The sequence below is a fragment of the Pantoea sp. E956-1 genome, from assembly GCF_982223955.1.
In genome coordinates, this window is sequence record NZ_CEUYZP010000001.1 from 1 (window position 1) to 19,182 (window position 19,182).

The window sequence follows — 19,182 nt, forward strand, 5'->3', positions numbered from 1 at the left end:
CGGATCGTCCGCTGATCATCGGCCGGGTTTACAACGAGGCAAGCATGCCGCCGTGGGCGCTGCCGGCAGCGGCGACGCAGATGGGCTTTCTGAGCCGGTCGAAGGATGGCACGGCGGACACCGCGAACGCGTTAAGGTTTGAGGATAAATCGGGGGAGGAACATCTGTGGATTCAGGCGCAGAAGAACATGGATACGCATGTTAAAAATGACGCCAGCCATTCAGTCGCCAACAATCACAGCCATTACGCAGGCGGCAATGAGCTCTACCGTGTCGAAACCAACCGTGTCCACGGTGTAAAAGGGGGCGAAGAGCGGCTGACCGGTAAAGGCAAACTCGATGCGGTGGTCGATACCTATGTAGTGGGTTCGGGGACTAAACTTCGCCTTGAATGCGGAGAGAGTGCTATCGAACTGAATGCGAATGGCCAGATCAATATTGTGGGCAAGGGCTTCAATATTTTTGTGCAGGGTGATGGTCATATCACCACCTCTGGCGGCAAACTGAACCTGAACACGGATGGCGCGAAGCCGGGCACAAGCGCACCGGGCTCCAGTCATAAACAAAACATCAGCCAGGCCGTAGAGAATCTGTTCCCGCCGAAGCAGAAAGGACAGGCGGCTCCGGCTGCGCCAAAAGCTGCGGCGGCACCGGCGAAAGGGGCGGCTGCACCGTTAGCCAATAACCAGGTTCGAAAAGTACGTCCTTTACCTCCCGAAAAACAAGCATTCTTCGATAAAGTGTATGCTGCTGCTCAGGAAGATGAAAAGAAAACCGGCGTTCCGGCTAAAATCACCACGGCTCAGGCAATTCTAGAATCTAACTGGGGCAAAAAAATGCCCACTGATATCAAAACTGACAAGGTGAGTAACAACATTTTTGGGGTCAAGGCACATGGCTCACCGAATTATGTGGAAGACTGGACACATGAGAATATCAACGGAAAACGTGTTGCAGTACTGGATAAATTTGCCAGTTATGATTCAATTGACGAGAGCATTGAGCAGCACTCCCAGTTTTTGATGAAAAATCAGAGGTATAGTAGTTTGTTCAACTCATCTGACCCGGTAGAATGGGCTAAAGGTTTACAGGCTAAAGGGTATGCAACCGATCCTAACTATGCCAACAGTTTGATTTCCGTGATGAAAGGGAGAGGATTACTATGATTAAACTTTTATGTGCATTAGTGCTTTCATTACCACTAGTGGCCTCCGCCAATGATTTCTGCAAGAATTTAAGTAGTGGGGCGAACATTAAAGGCGTGAGTTTCGACAATACAGATAATGTATACAAAGTCGGCGGCGAGGGTAGGTTGTATTTTTATTCTGCCCCAAATGAAAAATGTTTAGAAAAAGAAGTTTTTGTTGTCCCCGGCAATCAATTATATGCTTACGTTGAATACGGGAAATATTATAGTGTGATGTATGTAACTAATGATGGAAACCAGGTTGATGGGTGGGTTAAAAAAGACAGGTTAGTAGAAACACACACTGGTATAGCACCAGATTATGATGCGAAAAAATAATTACTTTATTTTGAAGAAGTGATGGTTAGCGTCATTGCCGGGTACATGAGGTTTGTGGTGACATTGCATTATTGTTTTGTAGTGTCACCCTTGATTTTTCTAATGATTAAATCAATGGATATTGACATAAAAATGTCATGTTTTAATAATTATAATTTAGTCTTGTTATTTTATCCATTTATTCTCATGGTGTAGTGGCGGAATTTCTGGTGTTAAACTAAAAGCATCTTTTTGTATTTTGAAAATAAATATCCTTTTCACTAAGTGATATATGGAGCGATGAAGCTTAGAAGCAAGCGGGCGCGTACATGAATGAAAAATTTATTGGCGATATGAATTTCAGTGAAATCAGTTATAAGTACTGCCAGAATAAAAATGATGATTTGAAATCTAAACTGCGAGCCTGTTCTGGCAAAAATAAGCAGCGTGATATTGATAGCTATTTATTGGAATGATATCCATCGACACCCATGCTATCTCTATAAAGTTTGATGACAACCCAATCAACCAGGCGCTGTAGTTCTAAACCAACCTAATCTTAACGGCTGGATTAATAGGGTTAATGATTGTCTGGATTTTAAAGGTTAATCAAATGAATAAAGTTGGATTTAGCTTAGCGGTTTTGTTGTCAATCTCTTCATTATCCTTGTTTGCTTCTGATAATTTTACTGGTCAGTGGAGTGGGCAAGAGAAAAATGATAATGGATCATTATATTCTACTCTAACATTAAAATTAAAACAGAATAATAATAACATAACGGGTAGTTATTGTTATGTGACAAGAGGCGGAAACAAAATAGATTGCCCTGATGATAATGACAGCAATCTCAAAGGTACTGCAAATGGTAAAAATGCTTTAATTGAATTTGATTCTTCATTTGGCGGAGTGAAGGGTAAAGCGAATTTAGAACTTAAAGATAATAAAGCTTTATGGAAATTAATCAAAGACCCTGAGAATGGGGAGTTTTATGCGCCAAAAACTTATAATCTTGACAAAGATGTTAGTGAAAGGGATTTAAAATCAGATATGAAGGTTTTGTCTACATCTGATTTCACGATTACTTTATTGAATAGCTGTGGGGATTTTTATACTGTGTGTGATAAGGTTAAATACATAGGCCTCAGAAATAAAGATGGAAAACAAATTATTCTTGAAGGTAAAACTACGCAGCCTGTAAACTCAAATAAAGCTGAAGGGATGCTTTTCAATAATAGCGGTGTGGATTATGTTGTGAGCTTTAATCCGCTTGAATTGAAGGTGGTACAGGGTAATAAAACGCTTGTTAAGCAAGGTGGCAAGTGGGAATGATCATTTTTATTATGACTCAAGTGAGATCTTTACTGTATTTCTAGTAATAAGAATGACATTATAATAATCTTATGGGTTTTATTCGGGTGGTGATATGTACTCTCCACCCCACATAATATTGAAGTGTGAGTAATTTCTTTAATTTAAAATATTTTAATTACGTTGCTCTTAGTGATTAAATACCCCTCTTGTTTTCTATGGTCAACCCCCGATAAAAACACAATGATTGTAAACCGTTATTTCGCCAGCATTATATTTGTGTCTGTTCTCATGGTTTTATCCTGCATTGCCAGGGCCGAATCCAGCACGGAATTGACCGTTCCTGCCCTTAACGAGGGCGATTTTTCCGTTCTGCTAAACGACTATGCTTTCACTCCCGGAGACACATGGAGCAATGAAAGCTTCACACGGGCTGGTAAGGCTCTGAGTTCAGTTCTGGCCGGAGAAGTGGCTATCAATAACCAGCAGTACAACTACTTCCAGCATAGCTATGACGGCTTTGAGTTGTTCAGCGCGGCGGCGGTGGGAGATGCCAGCCACACGGTTCTGGCTGAGATCCTACTGGAAAATGCCAATGTGCCGACGTCACGAAATATAAAGGTAGGCGATAGCCTGGAACAGGTTCAGCAAGCCTATGGACCCGGAAAAGAAGATAACAGTGATAATCAGCACTGGCTTGTCTACCAGTCGAGCGGGAAACAGTTGATGTTCCAGATTGACCAGGGAAAAGTCAGCTGCATCATGTTGAAAACAGACATGGGTGCAGAGCAAAGCGAAATCAGCGCTTATCAGGCTATCAGCGCTGCAACCGAAGCAATTCATACCTGGCGCCTGACCACCCTCGATGAGAAATGCCTGCGGTACGATCTCGACGACAGCAGTGATAAAAGTTTCTTTGTCATTACGGTCCGTGAAGATAATCACGACGCCAGTTGCGGTGGCGATCCTGATATTACGCATCGACTTTTCGACATTAAAGTTGCGCGTGATAATACACAGATACTCACTAATGCCGATAACGTTGATGGCGAATACCATAGCCTGATTCCACCCGCCACAAACAATTAATAAAACGGACACCCAATATGAATTATCAGTTCAATGAGGGCGCCTTTGCGCTTTTTCCTGCTGCCTGGCAGGACACCACCATGAATATTCTCCGCGATGAAGCCAGTGGGCTGGCATGGGTTGTGAGCCGTGGCGTTATTTCTGAGGGCAGTAATGCGGAAAAAGAGTTTCAGCGTCAGTGGGACACATTGCGGAGTCAGATGGGCCATATCCAGCAGACTGAATTTGTACGTTTGATGGCAGGTGTGGATAACACATTACACGCGGTTGAAGTTGAAACCGTATTTGACCGTAACGGGCAGGCAGTGTGGCAGAAACAGCTGGCTACACAGGTGCCTGACTCGAACATCTTAATGATTTTTACGCTCTCAGCCATGCGTCCATTCAATGAAGAGGATGGACAGCGCTGGAGTGCATTTAAACAAAGCCTGAGTCTGAACAATCCACGGAAAGCATAACCTATGGATAACCCTGCTGCCCGCGTGGGCGACGAGATCATTCACTCCAGCATTTTCGCTGATATCACAAGCATTGTGGCTGAAGGTGCGGCCTATGCCGTCATTGGTGCCGCAGTGGGTGCTGCTATCGTCTCGGCAGCGCCCCTGCTGGGTACAGGGGCGGCAGCGGCGAGTGTAGCAGCCGTGGGTAACAGTTGCCTGCTCAGCGGTATTCTGGGTGGTGTACTGGCCAATGCCGTTGGTCTGTCACAAGAGATCAGCAAAGCGGCCGATGGGCTGGGAAACATGATATTCCCGCCGTCACCTGCCGGAGTAATCGCCAGTGGATCAGAGAATGTCTACGTTAATGGTCTTTTAGCCGCACGCGCGGCCGGGATGCTCACGCCCGGCGAGACACCGCCACCGGAACCACAATCGCCGCAGAGCTTCGCTGACTACGGCGGCATGTTGCTCTCTGCGGTCGGCCAGTTTGGCAGTGCAATGTGGCAACCCACGGTAGCCTCCGCCGATGCGGGCACCTCTCCGCTGGAGCAGGACAAAGTGGCCTGTGAAAAACACAGTGCACCGCAATATCTGGCTCAGGGATCGAAAAGCGTCTTTATCAATGGCCAGCCTGCAGTGCGCGCAAAGGATAAAACCACCTGTGACGCCACCGTGAGCGACGATGTTTCCCCTAATGTCATCATTGGTGGTGAAACCGTCACGGTCAGAGAGATCAAAAGCGGCAAGGTGCCAGGCCTGGCCGTGATGATGATCGGCCTTTCCCTCATCCGTGGTCGCCCCAGTCAGATCCTGAAAAATATGCCCTGCGCGCTGGCCGGTGCCGTGGGCGGTATGGCGGCGGACATGGCTATCAATGCGGCCTTCTCGTCGCTGTTTCCGGTACACGCGGCGACCGGCGTCAAAGTCCTTAATGATGATGCCGAGCGCGATTTTTCCCTTCCCGGACGTTTCCCGCTCAGTTTTCAGCGCAGCTATAACAGCCTGACCCAGCGCACTGGCCTGTTTGGTCAGGGCTGGGCCACGGTGTTTGACAGCTCCCTGACGCTGGAAGGGAATCGGGCGACCTGGTTTGATGACAACGGGCGCGAGCTGAGCTTTGACGTTCCCGGTGACAAAGAGGTGCTCTACAGCATCAGCGAAGGGCTGATGGTGCGCCGCAACGCGTCTGGCGATATCGCTATTGCCGATGACGACGGTGCGGTATGGCGTCTTTACAGGTGCACGGCCGCTGATCCGCAGGTGCTGCGCCTGGCTTCACTGAGCGATGAGTACGGTAATGCGCTGGAGATGGGCTGGGATGAACAGGCCCGCCTGGTGCGTATCCATGACGCGCCGCTGGCGATTGACGTTACGCTGCACTACGACGACAAACAGCACGCGCGGCGTCCGACATCAGCCAGCCACTTTGATGGCGATCAGCACTGGCCTCTCACGCGCTGGACCTACAATGAGCGGGGCCAGCTTGCCAGCGTTACTGATGCCGCAGGCGTTGTTTCACGACGCTTCCGTTACAACGATGACGGGTTAATGGTCTGGCATCAGCTGCCGGGCGGGCTGGAGAGTGAATATCGCTGGCAGAAGCTGGATCACTGGCGCGTGGTTGAGAACCGCACCAACAGCGGTGATGGCTGCCACATGCATTACGATCTTGAGGCGGGCATCACGCGCGTGTCGACCTATGACGGTCAGCAGCGCGAACACCACTGGAATGCCGCGGGCCTCATCACCTGTTTTATCGACGAGCGCGGCGAGAAATGGCGTTATGAGTGGGATGAAAACGAACTCCTGACGCGTCGCATCGATCCGCTGGGCTACGCGGTGAGCTTCACCTATGACGATCTGGGCAACCGTGTTGAAGAGAAGGATGCTGACGGTGGTGTGCAGGCGGTGCAATGGCTGTCACACCGTTCGCTGCCCACGGTTGTTGCCGGAGCAGACGGTTCCACAACGAAATACTATTACGATCCCCATCACGGCCTTGAACGCGTTGTTGATGCGCTCGGGCAAAGCACGCTGTATAAGCGGGATGAGTTCGGACTGGTTGTCGAGGAGACTGACGCAGCAGGTAACAGCTACCGCCGTGAGTTTAATGATGCCGGCCAGGTTATCCGTGAAACCGACTGTTCAGGGCTGACCACGCGCTACCGTTATCATCCCCTGGGCTGGCTCAGTTGTGTCATCGCGCCGGATGGTGAAGAAACCCGTTATCACTATGATGCAGCAGGCCGTCCTCTTCAGCTGGAACGCGCAGAAGGATGGGAAGAGCGGTTGCACTGGAGTGAAAACGGACTGCCGCTGGCCTATGAATCGGCTGATGGCAAGCGCAGTGAATTCCGTTACGACAATGTCGGGCGATTGATCGCCAACCGTAATGCACAGGGCGAGACGGTTCAGCGACGCTGGGACAGCCGTGGCCGGTTGACGGCGCTGCAAAACGAGAACGGCGAGCAGTATCAGTTCGAGTGGGGCGCAGATTCTCTGTTGCTGGCCCAGGTCGGGCTGGATGGCGTTGCCACACGATATGGCTATGATGCGGCGGGCCGCACGGTATCACGCACCTTTGCCGCCGGACATCCTCAGTCCATTATCCATCGCTATCACTGGAGCCGTGCGGGGCAACTGCTGGCGCGGATCACGCCGGAAGGCCAGACGCGCTATCACTACAGCGGTGGGGGGCAACTGGGCAAAGTGTCGCAGCATCTGCCGCTGTCTGACACCGAGTGGAGCCAGCAGGCCGAGCAGGAGATTACCTTTAAGTATGATGTGCTGGGCCGCATCGTTGCTGAGCAGGGGGAGCAGGGCGAACTGGCGTGGGAGTATGACGCGCTGGGCAACTGCACTGCCCTGACGCTGCCCGATGGTCGCAACCTGAAGCAGCTTTATTATGGTAGCGGCCATCTGCTGAGCATCGCATTAGACAACCTGCCGGTCACGGAATTTACCCGTGACACACTGCATCGGGAGCTGAGCCGGACGCAGGGCGGCCTGACCATGCGCAGTGAGTATGATCGCTTAGGCAGACTGCGCAGCCGTGACGTGTTTAAGGGAGACGCGCAGCGACCTGCACCGCGCGTCTGGTCCCGCCGGCGCGACTTCGATTACGGCAACAACCTGATCCGTGAAGAGCGCGACGATAATCCGTTCAGCCAGACATTATGGAACTACGATAACGCCGGGCGGCTGTTGTCTCAGGATGGTGCACAGCCGGGTAATGAGCAGTGGCGCTGGGATGGCGCAGGCAACCCGCTGGATCGCCATACTACCGCGCATGTCATGCATAACCGCGTCACTGAACTGAACGGTATTTGCTGGCAATATGACATTCATGGCCGTACCACTGAGAAAGATGACGGTCACACCCGCTGGCGTTATCACTATGATGGTGAGAATCGCCTGACGGATGTGATCAGCGAGCCCCGTGACCGCAATAAGCCGCGCACTAAGGTGAGTTTCCGCTACGATCCGCTTGGGCGCCGCATCAGTAAAACCAGCCAGCAGCTGTTACAGGGAAGGCCATCTGGCAACGCCGTCACGACGCGCTTTGTGTGGGAAGGCTACCGCCTGCTGCAGGAAATCCACGACGGGATCCCGCTGACTTACGTTTACAGCGACAGCCAGAGCTATGAGCCGCTGGCCCGTATTGATGGTGTTGAAAGCCCGGAGATTTACTGGTTCCATAATGCGGCCAACGGAATGCCGGAACTGCTGACTGACGCTGAAGGGCAAAAAGCCTGGGAAGGAATTAACAGCCCGTGGGGCAAGCTGCTGCGTGAATCCAGCCAGCGTGTTCCTCTGGTGGAGCAGAACCTGCGTATGCAGGGCCAGTACCTGGACCGGGAAACCGGACTGCACTACAATCTGTTTCGTTATTATGATCCGGACAGCGGACGGTTTACCCAGCAGGACCCGATAGGGCTGGCGGGCGGGATCAACCTTTACCAGTATGCACCGAATGCGCTGGGGTGGGTGGATCCGTGGGGGTTGAGTAGGTGTCAAAACGAATGGAATGATTTCCAGAAAAAGTCGAATAAAAAACAATTCACTTCAAGGAAACAAGCATCCAAAGCATATGCTTTATGGAAAAAACAAGACTGGGCAGCGTTAGAACAATTTATGGGTGAAGGTGCTTGGCCTCCTAACCGCGGTTTTGTTACTTCAGTGAAAGAAACCCTTCAACCCGGAGAATACGTAGATCGTTATGGTGGATGGATTGAAGATGGTGTTTTCAGAGATCCTGGAACATTTCTTTCTCCGGCCGGAGCTTCGTTTGAGGGAAGGGCGCTTCCAGATTATACTTTAACAAAGCCACTATCCACCTATGAGGTATTAAAACCTTATGAAGTTGATTCAGGTCCGGCAATTCCTTGGTTTGGGAAACCAGGAATGAACAAACAATACGAAACAGCTGATTATATTGAAGATCTTATTAAAGATGGAGTCTTGAGAAAGTTATGAAAAATTTCATTCAAAATAAAGTTTTGTTACATGATGGTATTGAAAATGACTTTATCCATAAAAAGAACTTTTTTAAATGCCCATGCTGTTCTGGAAAAATAGTTTTTTCGGTATATGGTTCAAGAAGTTTTAATTCAGAAGAGTTAGATTTTAAGAAAACTTACTCAAAAAAAATAAAAGGAGTAAAGGAGAAAGTTAAAGGTTCGGGTCGTTATCATTATGATGGAGAAGCTATCAGCTTTTTTGAGACGGAATGTGATTTTGAAAATCATAAGGTAGTAGTGTTTTTTACATTTTCGGAAATTCAACCTTCTAGATATTCTTCTCATTTGATTGGTCTTTTTCTAAAAGATTAATTTCTTTATTTTCATTTTAACTAAAGAACCTTTTAGTTAATTGCATTGATTCTTTAGAGACTATACGTGATTCTTGCCGATCTAACTTCGATTACGGCAACAACCTGATCCGTGAAGAGCGTGACGATAATCCGTTCAGCCAGACATTATGGAACTACGATAACGCCGGCCGGCTGTTGTCACAGGACGGTGCGCAGCCGGGTAATGAACAGTGGCGCTGGGATAGCGCAGGCAACCCGCTGGATCGCCATAGTGCCGCTCATGTCATGCATAACCGCGTCACCGGACTGAACGGTATCCGCTGGCAGTACGATATTCATGGCCGTACCACTGAGAAAGATGACGGCCACACCCGCTGGCGATATCGCTATGATGGGGAGCATCGCCTGACGGATGTGATCAGCGAGCCACGGGACCGTAACAAGCCGCGTACAAAGGTGAGTTTCCGCTACGATCCGCTGGGACGCCGCATCAGTAAAACCAGCCAGCAGCTGTTGCAGGGAAGACCGTCTGGCAACGCCGTCACGACGCGCTTCGTCTGGGAAGGCTACCGCCTGCTGCAGGAAATCCACGACGGCACTCCGCTGACCTACGTTTACAGCGACAGCCAGAGCTATGAACCGCTGGCCCGTATTGATGGGGTTGAAAGCCCGGAGATTTACTGGTTCCATAATGCGGCCAACGGGATGCCGGAGCTGCTGACTGACGGTGAAGGGCAAAAAGCCTGGGAAGGTATCAACAGCCCGTGGGGCAAGCTGCTGCGCGAGTCGAGCCAGCGTGTTCCTGTGGTGGAGCAGAACCTGCGTATGCAGGGCCAGTACCTGGACCGGGAAACCGGACTGCACTACAATCTGTTTCGTTATTATAATCCGGACAGCGGACGGTTTACCCAGCAGGATCCGATAGGGCTGGCAGGCGGGATCAACCTTTACCAGTATGCACCGAACGCGCTGGGGTGGGTGGATCCGTGGGGGTTAAGTAGGTGTAAACCTGATTTTTATGTGGGCCCAGATGGACCAAGTGCGACCATGCCTTCTACTGCTTATCGTTATATGAACACTAAGTTTGCTAAGCAAACTATGGAAAGTAAGTCAGCTCCATTAAGTTATTTTGGTTATACAAAATATAAAACTGGCAGTGAGGCTAGGGATGCTTATCAAATCTTCTATGAAAAAGGTAATCCTGAATCGTGGAGCGATGCCCGATTATTAGGAGAATTTGATACTTTACAGCTTTACAAGAATGGTGTTCCACAGGTTAAAGTTCCGCTGGCCAATGGCGACAAGGGACCGGGATATGAGCTTTTCACAAGTGCATATCCACAATATGGTAGAGGTGGTGCACTGCAATTATTGCCGACTGAGAAAGGTTACTCAGTACTCTTCGACAAAGTCGATATTATCCCAGAGTAAATCCTATGACAGAGAAAGAGTTAAGAGAAAAACTTGTCTATTTAATAGATAAGTATGTGCCAGAAGGTGAAAGAGAACCTTTTTATGAGCTTATTTCAAGGGAGGATGTGCCTGTTAAAGGCATTTTGGCAGATTTTAATATAGTAAAAAAACTTACTGTCGAAGAGCATGATGGTGAATTAATCAGCGATATTTATTTTCACTTTTGCTGATAATATGCTGAAGGTATTTCGATGGTCCTTCTGGCTTTATTATTTTAACCGCTGACTTGAGGCAGCCGCGCCAGCGCCTGCTTTCGGGTCTGTTCTGTCACTCGCCGTGCCTGCTCATAGCGTAGCCTTGTTTCCTCGCGGCTGTCGGGAATCAGCACCATACAGCCGCTCAGCATCTTGAGACTGACGCCGATTTTTCCGCAAATTCCACTTCTGCCAGCTAATTACCCGTAATGTTAAGCTGCGGGGTTCAGCGGTCACTTTTTTATGACGTTAACCCACAATACAGAGGTACTCCGCTTATGGCATTTTCCCGACTGCAATAGAATCGTGTTCAGCTATGATCAATTCCTGCTAAGTTGCTTGTGGTAAGCGGACTGACGATGCTTCAATCCTTCCGACTCGTGTTAAACATTGTTGTTCTCTCTTATTTTCTGCCTGCCGTGCTGAATCTCAGCGACTGATCTGGTACTTGATAATCAAGCTCTCAAGCACTTTCCGAACCACGTTCAGCTCTTCTTCGGGCAACTGGACTATAGGCTCGAACTGCAATAAAAGCTCCGCTTCCGGTACACGAGTAAAACGGACTGCCGCTGTCCTATGAATCGGCTGATGGTAAGCGCAGTGAATTCCGTTACGACAATGTCGGGCGATTGATCGCCAACCGTAATGCACAGGGTGAGACGGTTCAGCGAAGCTGGGACAGCCGTGGCCGGTTGACGGCGCTGCAAAACGAGAACGGTGAGCAGTATCACTTCGAGTGGGGCGCAGATTCTCTGTTGCTGGCCCAGGTCGGGCTGGATGGCGTTGCCACGCGATATGACTATGATGCGGCGGGCCGTAGGGTATCACGCACCTTTGCCGCCGGACATCCTCAGTCCATTATCCATCGCTATCACTGGAGCCGTGCGGGGCAACTGCTGGCGCGGATCACGCCGGAAGGCCAGACGCGCTATCACTACAGCGGTGGGGGGCAACTGGGCAAAGTGTCGCAGCATCTGCCGCTGTCTGACACCGAGTGGAGCCAGCAGGCCGAGCAGGAGATTACCTTTAAGTATGATGTGCTGGGCCGCATCGTTGCTGAGCAGGGGGAGCAGGGCGAACTGGCGTGGGAGTATGACGCGCTGGGCAACTGCACTGCCCTGACGCTGCCCGATGGTCGCAACCTGAAGCAGCTTTATTATGGTAGCGGCCATCTGCTGAGCATCGCGTTAGACAACCTGCCGGTCACCGAGTTTACTCGCGACACGCTGCACCGGGAACTGAGCCGGACACAGGGCGGCCTGACCATGCGCAGTGAGTATGACCGCTTAGGCAGACTGCGCCGCCGTGACGTGTTCAGGGGTGACTCACAGCGACCTGCACCGCGCGTCTGGTCCCGCCGGCGCGACTTCGATTATGGCAACAACCTGATCCGTGAAGAGCGCGACGATAATCCGTTCAGCCAGACATTATGGAACTACGATAACGCCGGGCGGCTGTTGTCTCAGGACGGTGCGCAGCCGGGTAATGAACAGTGGCGCTGGGATGGCGCAGGCAACCCGCTGGATCGCCATAGTGCCGCTCATGTCATGCATAACCGCGTCACTGAACTGAACGGTATCCGCTGGCAATATGACATTCATGGCCGTACCACTGAGAAAGATGACGGGCATACCCGCTGGCGATATCGCTATGATGGGGAGCATCGCCTGACGGATGTGATCAGCGAGCCACGGGACCGTAACAAGCCGCGTACAAAGGTGAGTTTCCGCTACGATCCGCTGGGACGCCGCATCAGTAAAACCAGCCAGCAGCTGTTGCAGGGCAGGCCGTCTGGCAATGCCGTCACGACGCGCTTTGTGTGGGAAGGCTACCGCCTGCTGCAGGAAATCCACGACGGGATCCCGCTGACCTACGTTTACAGCGACAGCCAGAGCTATGAACCGCTGGCCCGTATTGATGGGGTTGAAAGCCCGGAGATTTACTGGTTCCATAATGCGGCCAACGGGATGCCGGAGCTGCTGACTGACGGTGAAGGGCAAAAAGCCTGGGAAGGTATCAACAGCCCGTGGGGCAAGCTGCTGCGCGAGTCGAGCCAGCGTGTTCCTGTGGTGGAGCAGAACCTGCGTATGCAGGGCCAGTACCTGGACCGGAACAAATTTGCATAAGCAAATTTGAACATCGCTTCAGCGATGGCCCCAGGGGGGTGAGGCACCGCAGGGGCCGAATCAACCGGACTGCACTACAATCTGTTTCGTTATTATGATCCGGACAGCGGACGGTTTACCCAGCAGGACCCGATAGGGCTGGCGGGCGGGATCAACCTTTACCAGTATGCGCCGAATGCACTGGGTTGGGTGGACCCGTGGGGGCTGACAAATGAGCTGGTAACATTTTGGCCCCCTAATGATGGTGCATTAGGACCTGTAAAAGTAAGCATTTTGAATCCAGGACAATTAATTGATCGTTATGGCTACCCCGGCGGTAAGTATACATCTCCGGTTGGTACCCCTTATTCTATGCGAGCACTGGCTCCTGGAACTGAAACCAAACCATACACGGTATATGAAGTTATGAAACCCATTCCCAGAGTGCTCGAAAGTAAAATAGCGCCTTGGTTTGGTGAGATTGGCTTAGGTACACAATATCTTTTACCAGAGTCAGTGCAGTCTCTAATTGATTCCGGACATTTAAAAGAAGTTAAAACAGGGAGGAAATGTGGATAAAAAGTTATTAATCAAAACGTTATCATCTATGAATATTCCAGCGGATAGCTATTCAATTGATGATATATCTAATGAATCATTATGTTTAATCTATGAAGGGTTGCTTTGGAAGATATTTTATAGTGAAAGAGGTCATCGTACTGACGAAAGATGCTACGCCGATGAAGAATCTGCATGCAAAGCATTTTTGGCGAGATTGAAACACATGCTGGGATGTTAAATAAGAATGTAAAGCCGGAAGATTCTCACGATGAATCTGTTGGCTTTAATTTTAGGCAGAGTGAAGTTGGTAGGCGGGTATTATTCCCCTTTTCGTTGTTTAAGGTCTAAGGTCTAAGTTCTTATGCTAAGCGTGCGTCTCTTATCCTATATACGCCGCGCGTCTGGTCCCGCCGGTGCAACTTCGATTACGGCAACAACCTGATCCGTGAAGAGCGCGACGATAATCCGTTCAGCCAGACATTATGGAACTACGATAACGCCGGCCGGCTGTTGTCTCAGGACGGTGCGCAGCCGGGTAATGAACAGTGGCGCTGGGATGGCGCAGGCAACCCGCTGGATCGCCATAGTGCCGCTCATGTCATGCATAACCGCGTCACCGGACTGAACGGTATCCGCTGGCAGTAGGATATTCATGGCCGTACCACTGAGAAAGATGACGGTCACACCCGCTGGCGTTATCGCTATGATGGGGAGCATCGCCTGACGGACGTCATCAGCGAGCCACGTGACCGTAATAGGCCGCGTACTAAAGTGAGTTTCCGCTACGATCCGCTTGGGCGCCGCATCAGTAAAACCAGCCAGCCGCTGTTACAGGGAAGACCGTCGGGCAATGCCGTCACGACGCGCTTTGTATGGGAAGGCTACCGCCTGCTGCAGGAAATCCACGACGGGATCCCGCTGACCTACGTTTACAGCGACGCCCAGAGCTATAAGCCGCTGGCCCGTATTGATGGTGTTGAAAGCCCGGAGATTTACTGGTTCCATAATGCGGCCAACGGAATGCCGGAGCTGCTGACTGACGGTGAAGGGCAAAAAGCCTGGGAAGGTATCAACAGCCCGTGGGGCAAGCTGCTGCGCGAGTCGAGCCAGCGTGTTCCTGTGGTGGAGCAGAACCTGCGTATGCAGGGCCAGTACCTGGACCGGGACAAATTTGCATAAGCAAATTTGAACATCGCTTCAGCGATGGCCCCAGGGGGGTGAGGCACCGCAGGGGCCGAATCAACCGGACTGCACTACAATATGTTTCGTTATTATGATCCGGACAGCGGACGGTTTACCCAGCAGGATCCGATAGGGCTGGCGGGCGGGATCAACCTCTACCAGTATGCGCCGAACGCGCTGGGGTGGGTGGATCCGTGGGGGTTGAGTAGGTGTAGTAGTGGAAATAAGGATAAACCGGATTTCTATGTTGGGCCAGCAGGGCCAAGTGCGACAATGCCATCCACAGCTTATCGGTATGTCCGATACTTGAAGGACGATGGAATTGTAGATAAGTGGGTTCCTGGTCTCCTTGAAAATAAAAAAGCTCCAGTTACATATTTTGGATTCGAAAAATTTGAAACCGGTAAAACAGCTCGTGATGCTTTTCAGATAAAAGGACCGGAGAAAGTTGATCCAACTTTACCTGGGGATGTTTCATGGAGTGATGCAAGAATTAGAGGAAGGTTTGATACGTTGCAGTTATATGAAAATGGCACTCCTCAAGTACGGCATCCGAGGATGTTCGGGGACGCAATAGGCGCGCCGTTAGAACAGTTTACAAATGCTTATCCTGAGTACGGAAAAGGTGGCGTACAACAAATGTATGCTGAAAAACGAGAGGAAAGCTTTGATGATATTGATATTTTGCCGGAGGAATAAATGAATTACCATTCATACAATGAAGTGCTTGACTATCTGAAAGAATTTTTCAAAACCAGGGTTGAATCACCCAATTATCTTGAAGAATTAATATACCTAATTGAAGGTTCTCGCTCTGAAAAGACTGTAACAATTAGGGCTATATATCAAAAGTATATGCAATACATAAAAGAAAATAGAGATGTTGTTAGAGTTATTCCTGGTGAAAAAGAAATGTGGATAGAATTACTGGATCACTGGCAGTAAGAGTGAGTTTGTAAATTTATTATAGAGTGTCCCGGAGGTAACTATATTCTTCTTGAGTAAAAGCTTTTTTATGATTTTTTGTGCAGGGAAACAAAAACCATGCACTTGATAAAATTATTTAAAAAACCTTTGTAAAGCGTATATTTAATATGTGAGGATGGGTAAATTAAATTAGGGAGTCTACCAATCAGAGTCGCCATACTAAACTCAACAAGATTACGTATGCCATCTGGCAATGATTTGGGTTAAACGATTTTTCGGGTGCCCGATAGGTATAAACCAAGATGAGGTGCTGAAGCAGTCATAGATTCATCACTATTGAATAAAGAGGTTATCAATAAAATTTAAAGTAAGGATTGTATAATGGAAAAGGCTATTTTTAGCGCCTATGGTATGTTTCTTACTCAAGAAAATGGCAAATATCATATCAACTATGATGCTGGTGGTGTTACTAATAAAGATGTTAAATGTGAGATAAGCGTAGAAGAGTTTAATAAGGCAAAATTAAGCGAGCAAGATGCTTATGAAGTAATAATATGCACTCAAGTTAGAGATAAAACAAACCATTCATAGTAGTTTGATGAGTTTTATTTTTAATTTTATTGATTTCAAAGGCAGTAAAATATTTTTATAAAATGTTTTATTTGCCATAGATGCAAGCTGCCAGTGACGCGTATTGATGGGGTTGAAAGCCCGGAGATTTACTGGTTCCATAATGCGGCCAACGGGATGCCGGAGCTGCTGACTGACGGTGAAGGGCAAAAAGCCTGGGAAGGTATCAACAGCCCGTGGGGCAAGCTGCTGCGTGAGTCCAGCCAGGGTGTTCCTGTGGTGGAGCAGAACCTGCGTATGCAGGTCCAGTACCTTGACCGGAACAAATTTGCTTAAGCAAATTTGAACATCGCTTCAGCGATGGCCCCAGGGGGGTGAGGCACCGCAGGGGCCGAATCAACCGGACTGCACTACAATATGTTTCGTTATTATGATCCGGACAGCGGACGGTTTACCCAGCAGGATCCGATAGGGCTGGCGGGCGGGATCAACCTCTACCAGTATGCGCCGAACGCGCTGGGGTGGGTGGATCCGTGGGGGTTGAGTAGGTGTAGTAGTGGAAATAAGGATAAACCGGATTTCTATGTTGGGCCTGCAGGGCCAAGTGCGACAATGCCTTCAACAGGTTATCGGTACATGAGGTATTTAAATGATGATGGGACATCAGACAGATTTTTAGAATCAACCCTTAACACTAAATCTGCGCCAATTACCTATTTTGGTTTCAAAAAATTCGAAAGTGGAAGCGCTACTCGTGATGCTTTCCAAATTAAAGGTCTTGATCCGAACAACCCTTTAGATGTTTCATGGAGTGATGGCAGATTGAGAGGCACGTTTGATACCTTACAACTTTACGAAAATGGTGTAACTCAGGCTAAAGTTCCTAGAATGTTTGGTAATAAAGAGGGGGCTCCTCTTGAACCATTTACCGAAGCTTACCCAGAATATGGAAAGGGTGGGGTTCAACAACTTATTGCTGACAAAAAAAAGTAATATTTGATGAGATTAAAATTCTTCCAGAGGGCAAAAATGAACCTTGATTCTTATAAAGAAGTTTTAGACTATCTTAATGAATGTTTTACATTAAGGGTTAAAGATGAGATTTATTTACGTGCGTTGAGAGAGTTGATCGAGGGGTCTAGAAGACAAAAAACTGTAACTATCAGACCCATGCAGATACTTTTTTTAGAATATGTAAAGAAATATAATGACTATAACGTAGCCACTATGGAAGAAGAAAAAAATCTTTGGAGAGATCTTTTAGATTGCTGGCAATAATTCGATATAAATCTATTATTTCTTGCCCAGTTTAGCCTACATTTCACCCTTATTGGAATATTTGCGCTGGTGGGCGAAGTTAACTACAGTTTCTATGCGCTAAGATGTAAGGTTGTTATAATTAATGTAATGTATAAAACCTGAAAAATAGTAACATAATGGCAGTTATCCTCAAAATTGTTTCGATGATGAGTCAATTTTAGAGCCTTTGCTGGGATTGAATTTCGGTAGTTCAGGGATGTGACCAATAAGAAATTTCTTACTCGCACCTCCTGGATATATGATGACATTTTGAGGAATGCATGAGTTGATGAGCATTATTTATATGGTAGAAAAAATCCGGCAGGGTAATTGAAGACTTTATTAATCAAGTGCCTCTTAGTGATGCAATTTTTTAACCGACGTTTAAGTGTATTCCTATGAGATTTACTAAAAGTGATTTGATTTTTACAGGTTATGGTTTCGATATATTAAAGAAAAACGATGGTTACTATATTCGATATGACGATGGTACCGTGGCTACGTTTGAAAAAGAATCAAAAATAACTTTTGATGAAGCAATGAAGGCTCAAAAAAGTGAAAGTGATGCTTATGAAGTTATTATTGCTACCCAATCCAGAGAAGGACGGGGACGGCCTCAGTTTTGATTGTTGAAAATTTTTAAAATGCTTAAGTGTCATTCCTTCTGTAAAAAATATAAGTAAATTGCAATGGTGAGTGATTTATTTTAGTCCTTTAGATAAATCATGAAGTGATGCTGGCCGTAGAATGGAATTTGATACGTTACAACTTTAGGAAACGACGTGCCACAAGTGCGTCATCCACGAGTGTTTGGCGATAAAGACGTAACCCCTCTTGAATTATTTAGCAAGACGCACCCAGATTATGGTGCTGGAAATATCCAACAGATTTATGCTGATAATAGGATAATAAATTTCGATAAAGTCGATATTTTACCGGAGAGAGAATGATAGATTTATTTTCCTACAATGAAGTTTTAGATTTTCTTGAAACATTCTTCCAAAAAATGATTAAAGATAAAGCGTATCGCAAAGAGATGAAAGTTATCATTGATGGAAGTCGTAAAAATAAAACGGTTTCAATACGGGCTATAGATGTTTGCTTCATGAATTATCGTAAGGTTACGGGTGATTATAGTCTCCCTACAGATGAGGAGATGGAAATCTGGAAGCAGTTATTTAATGTTTGGCAGTGATAATTGAATTGATTCAATTTGATTTAAATTATGCATCGATTTTAAGGTGGATGATATGATGAATTTTAGAAAGGCAAAAAGCTTGAAAAGGTATTAAGAGTACATGGAATAAACAGCTACTACAGCTGTCGGGGATAGCTGAGTAAAGTGTCTTAGCATTTGCCCTTGCCTGATACCTAACAGATTTGGCAGGGCGAACTGGCGTGGGAGTATGACGCGCTGGGTAACTGCACAGCCTTAACACTGCCGGATGGTCGTAATCTCAAGCAGCTTTACTATGGCAGCGGCCATCTGCTGAGCATCGCGTTAGACAACCTGCCGGTCACCGAGTTTACTCGCGACACGCTGCACCGGGAACTGAGCCGGACACAGGGCGGCCTCACCATGCGCAGTGAGTATGACCGCTTAGGCAGACTGCGCCGCCGTGACGTGTTTAAGGGTGACTCACAGCGACCTGCACCGCGCGTCTGGTCCCGGCGTCGCGACTTCGATTACGGCAACAACCTGATCCGTGAAGAGCG

General features: G+C 48.2%; 16 protein-coding genes and 4 pseudogenes. All 20 read left to right on the forward strand.

Annotation, left to right across the window (positions count from 1 at the left end):
* The coding region (locus AC0T7J_RS00005; protein WP_473791269.1) for a glycoside hydrolase family 73 protein at positions 1 to 1,166 on the forward strand (1,166 nt) is incomplete at its 5' end.
* Positions 1,163 to 1,525 (forward strand): hypothetical protein, encoded by a 363-nt coding sequence (locus AC0T7J_RS00010; RefSeq protein ID WP_311967055.1) that lies wholly within the window; start codon positions 1,163 to 1,165, stop codon positions 1,523 to 1,525. The genes AC0T7J_RS00005 and AC0T7J_RS00010, both read left to right, overlap by 4 nt.
* A 308-nt stretch (positions 1,526 to 1,833) precedes the next feature.
* Positions 1,834 to 1,980: a hypothetical protein gene (locus AC0T7J_RS00015; protein WP_473791271.1), complete on the forward strand. Its 147-nt coding sequence runs from the start codon at positions 1,834 to 1,836 to the stop codon at positions 1,978 to 1,980.
* A gap of 137 nt (positions 1,981 to 2,117) precedes the next feature.
* Positions 2,118 to 2,834 (forward strand): hypothetical protein, encoded by a 717-nt coding sequence (locus tag AC0T7J_RS00020; protein WP_473791273.1) that lies wholly within the window; start codon positions 2,118 to 2,120, stop codon positions 2,832 to 2,834.
* A 222-nt stretch (positions 2,835 to 3,056) separates the two neighbouring features.
* A complete protein-coding gene (locus tag AC0T7J_RS00025) occupies positions 3,057 to 3,902 on the forward strand; it encodes a hypothetical protein (RefSeq protein ID WP_473791274.1) in 846 nt (281 codons plus the stop codon).
* 17 nt (positions 3,903 to 3,919) lie between these two features.
* Complete coding sequence (locus AC0T7J_RS00030) at positions 3,920 to 4,360, forward strand: DcrB-related protein (RefSeq protein ID WP_473791276.1); 441 nt, start codon at positions 3,920 to 3,922, stop codon at positions 4,358 to 4,360.
* 3 nt (positions 4,361 to 4,363) lie between these two features.
* A complete protein-coding gene (locus tag AC0T7J_RS00035) occupies positions 4,364 to 8,818 on the forward strand; it encodes an RHS repeat-associated core domain-containing protein (protein ID WP_473791278.1) in 4,455 nt (1,484 codons plus the stop codon).
* The gene (locus AC0T7J_RS00040) at positions 8,815 to 9,174 is read left to right on the forward strand and encodes a hypothetical protein (protein WP_473791280.1); all 360 of its coding nucleotides are present in this window, start codon (positions 8,815 to 8,817) and stop codon (positions 9,172 to 9,174) included. The genes AC0T7J_RS00035 and AC0T7J_RS00040 overlap by 4 nt, the downstream gene beginning before the upstream one ends.
* Before the next feature lie 71 nt (positions 9,175 to 9,245).
* Positions 9,246 to 10,586, forward strand: a pseudogene (locus AC0T7J_RS00045) (RHS repeat domain-containing protein); the annotation flags it as partial.
* A 5-nt stretch (positions 10,587 to 10,591) separates the two neighbouring features.
* Positions 10,592 to 10,798 carry a hypothetical protein gene (locus tag AC0T7J_RS00050; protein ID WP_473791282.1) on the forward strand — a complete coding sequence of 69 codons (207 nt, stop codon included), beginning with the start codon at positions 10,592 to 10,594 and terminating at the stop codon, positions 10,796 to 10,798.
* Positions 10,799 to 11,379: 581 nt separating this feature from the next.
* Positions 11,380 to 13,506 (forward strand): annotated as a pseudogene (locus AC0T7J_RS00055) (glycohydrolase toxin TNT-related protein); the annotation flags it as partial.
* Entirely contained in the window at positions 13,499 to 13,726 is a 228-nt protein-coding gene (locus tag AC0T7J_RS00060) for a hypothetical protein (RefSeq protein WP_473791284.1), read from the forward strand. The pseudogene AC0T7J_RS00055 and the gene AC0T7J_RS00060, both read left to right, overlap by 8 nt.
* A 155-nt stretch (positions 13,727 to 13,881) precedes the next feature.
* Positions 13,882 to 15,369: pseudogene (locus tag AC0T7J_RS00065) on the forward strand (RHS repeat domain-containing protein); the annotation flags it as partial.
* Positions 15,370 to 15,615 (forward strand): hypothetical protein, encoded by a 246-nt coding sequence (locus AC0T7J_RS00070; protein ID WP_473791286.1) that lies wholly within the window; start codon positions 15,370 to 15,372, stop codon positions 15,613 to 15,615.
* Positions 15,616 to 15,978: 363 nt separating this feature from the next.
* Positions 15,979 to 16,188: a hypothetical protein gene (locus AC0T7J_RS00075; RefSeq protein ID WP_192033599.1), complete on the forward strand. Its 210-nt coding sequence runs from the start codon at positions 15,979 to 15,981 to the stop codon at positions 16,186 to 16,188.
* 129 nt (positions 16,189 to 16,317) lie between these two features.
* Positions 16,318 to 17,160: pseudogene (locus AC0T7J_RS00080) on the forward strand (RHS repeat-associated core domain-containing protein); the annotation flags it as partial.
* A gap of 36 nt (positions 17,161 to 17,196) precedes the next feature.
* Positions 17,197 to 17,445, forward strand: a complete 249-nt coding sequence (locus AC0T7J_RS00085; RefSeq protein ID WP_473791288.1) for a hypothetical protein — start codon at positions 17,197 to 17,199, stop codon at positions 17,443 to 17,445.
* 419 nt (positions 17,446 to 17,864) lie between these two features.
* Positions 17,865 to 18,092, forward strand: a complete 228-nt coding sequence (locus AC0T7J_RS00090) for a hypothetical protein (RefSeq protein WP_473791290.1) — start codon at positions 17,865 to 17,867, stop codon at positions 18,090 to 18,092.
* 156 nt (positions 18,093 to 18,248) lie between these two features.
* Entirely contained in the window at positions 18,249 to 18,416 is a 168-nt protein-coding gene (locus AC0T7J_RS00095; RefSeq protein ID WP_161950107.1) for a hypothetical protein, read from the forward strand.
* Positions 18,413 to 18,661 (forward strand): hypothetical protein, encoded by a 249-nt coding sequence (locus AC0T7J_RS00100; protein WP_473791292.1) that lies wholly within the window; start codon positions 18,413 to 18,415, stop codon positions 18,659 to 18,661. The genes AC0T7J_RS00095 and AC0T7J_RS00100 overlap by 4 nt, the downstream gene beginning before the upstream one ends.
* Positions 18,662 to 19,182: the final 521 nt, after the last annotated feature.